The organism is Sphingomonas sp. GC_Shp_5, assembly GCF_026540855.1.
Lineage (GTDB): Bacteria > Pseudomonadota > Alphaproteobacteria > Sphingomonadales > Sphingomonadaceae > Sphingomonas.
This window is the reverse complement of record NZ_JALNUP010000059.1, coordinates 1-1,741: the sequence shown is the minus strand read 5'-3', so window position 1 is coordinate 1,741 and position 1,741 is coordinate 1. Positions and strand designations below refer to the sequence as shown.

Genomic DNA, 1,741 nt, shown 5'->3' with positions numbered 1-1,741 from the left:
TGGGATCGGGGCTCGGCGTGGTCGAGCTGACCACGGCGCTGCATTATGTGTTCGACACGCCGCGCGACCGGCTGGTGTGGGACGTCGGCCACCAATGCTATCCGCACAAGATCCTCACCGGTCGCCGTGACCGGATCCGCACGCTGCGCCAGGGCGGGGGTCTCAGCGGCTTCACCAAGCGCTCGGAAAGCGAATACGACCCGTTCGGCGCGGCGCATTCGTCGACCTCGATCTCGGCGGCTTTGGGCTTTGCGGTTGCCAACAAGATCGCCGGCACGCCTGGCAAGGGCATCGCCGTGATCGGCGACGGCTCGATGTCGGCGGGCATGGCCTATGAGGCGATGAACAACGCCGCCGCCGCCGGCAACCGGCTGGTGGTGATCCTCAACGACAATGACATGTCGATCGCGCCGCCGGTCGGCGGGCTGTCGGCTTATCTCAGCCGGATCGTCTCGAGCCGCGAATTTCTCGGCTTCCGCGATCTCGCCAAGCGGCTCGCCAAGCGGCTGCCGCGGCCGCTCGCCGCGGGCATGCGCAAGACCGACGAGTTCGCGCGCGGGCTCGCGATGGGCGGTACCTTGTTCGAGGAGCTCGGCTTTTATTACGTCGGCCCGATCGACGGCCACAACCTCGACCAGCTGGTGCCGGTGCTCGAGAATGTCCGCGACGCCGAGGAGGGCCCGATCCTGGTCCATGTCGTGACCAAGAAGGGCAAGGGCTATGCGCCCGCCGAGGCGAGCGCCGACAAATACCATGGCGTCCAGAAGTTCGACGTCATCACCGGCACCCAGGCGAAAGCCCCGCCGGGGCCGCCGCAATATCAGAACGTGTTTGGGCAAGCGCTGGTCGAGGCGGCCGCCGCCGACCCGACGATCTGCGCGATCACCGCGGCGATGCCGTCGGGCACCGGGCTCGACGCCTTTGCCGCCGCTTACCCCGACCGCTTCTTCGACGTCGGCATCGCCGAGCAGCATGCCGTCACCTTTGCCGCCGGGCTGGCGGCGCAGGGCATGCGGCCGTTCTGCGCGATCTATTCGACCTTCCTGCAGCGCGCCTACGACCAGGTGGTGCATGACGTCTGCATCCAGAACCTCCCCGTCCGCTTCGCGATCGACCGCGCCGGGCTGGTCGGGGCGGACGGCGCCACCCATGCCGGCAGCTTCGACGTCACTTATCTCGCCACCCTGCCCAACATGGTGGTGATGGCGGCGGCCGACGAGGCCGAACTCGTCCACATGACCCACACCGCGGCGTGCCATGACAGCGGCCCGATCGCGGTGCGCTACCCGCGTGGCAACGGCACCGGCGTGGCGCTGCCCGCGACGCCGGAGCGGCTCGAGATCGGCAAGGGCCGGATCGTGCGTGAAGGCAAGAAAGTCGCGATCCTCAGCCTCGGCACCCGGCTCGCCGAGGCGCTGAAGGCGGCCGACACGCTCGATGCCAAGGGGCTCTCCACCACCGTCGCCGACCTGCGCTTCGCCAAGCCGTTGGACGAGGCGCTTATCCGGCGGCTGCTCACCACGCATGAAGTCGCGGTGACGATCGAGGAGAATGCGGTCGGCGGCTTCGGCGCGCACGTGCTCACCCTCGCCAGCGACGACGGGCTGATCGACGGCGGCCTCAAGCTGCGCACGCTGCGGCTGCCCGACACCTTCCAGGACCAGGACAAGCCCGAGCTGCAATATGCCGAGGCCCGCCTCGATGCCGCCGCCATCGTCGACACCGTGCTCACCGCGCTGCG

At 68.9% G+C, this 1,741-nt stretch carries 1 protein-coding gene; it reads left to right on the top strand.

The window, feature by feature from the left end; genetic code table 11:
* On the top strand, window positions 1-1,741 hold a 1,741-nt coding region (gene dxs, locus OXR60_RS19815; RefSeq protein ID WP_267397780.1), incomplete at both ends, for a 1-deoxy-D-xylulose-5-phosphate synthase.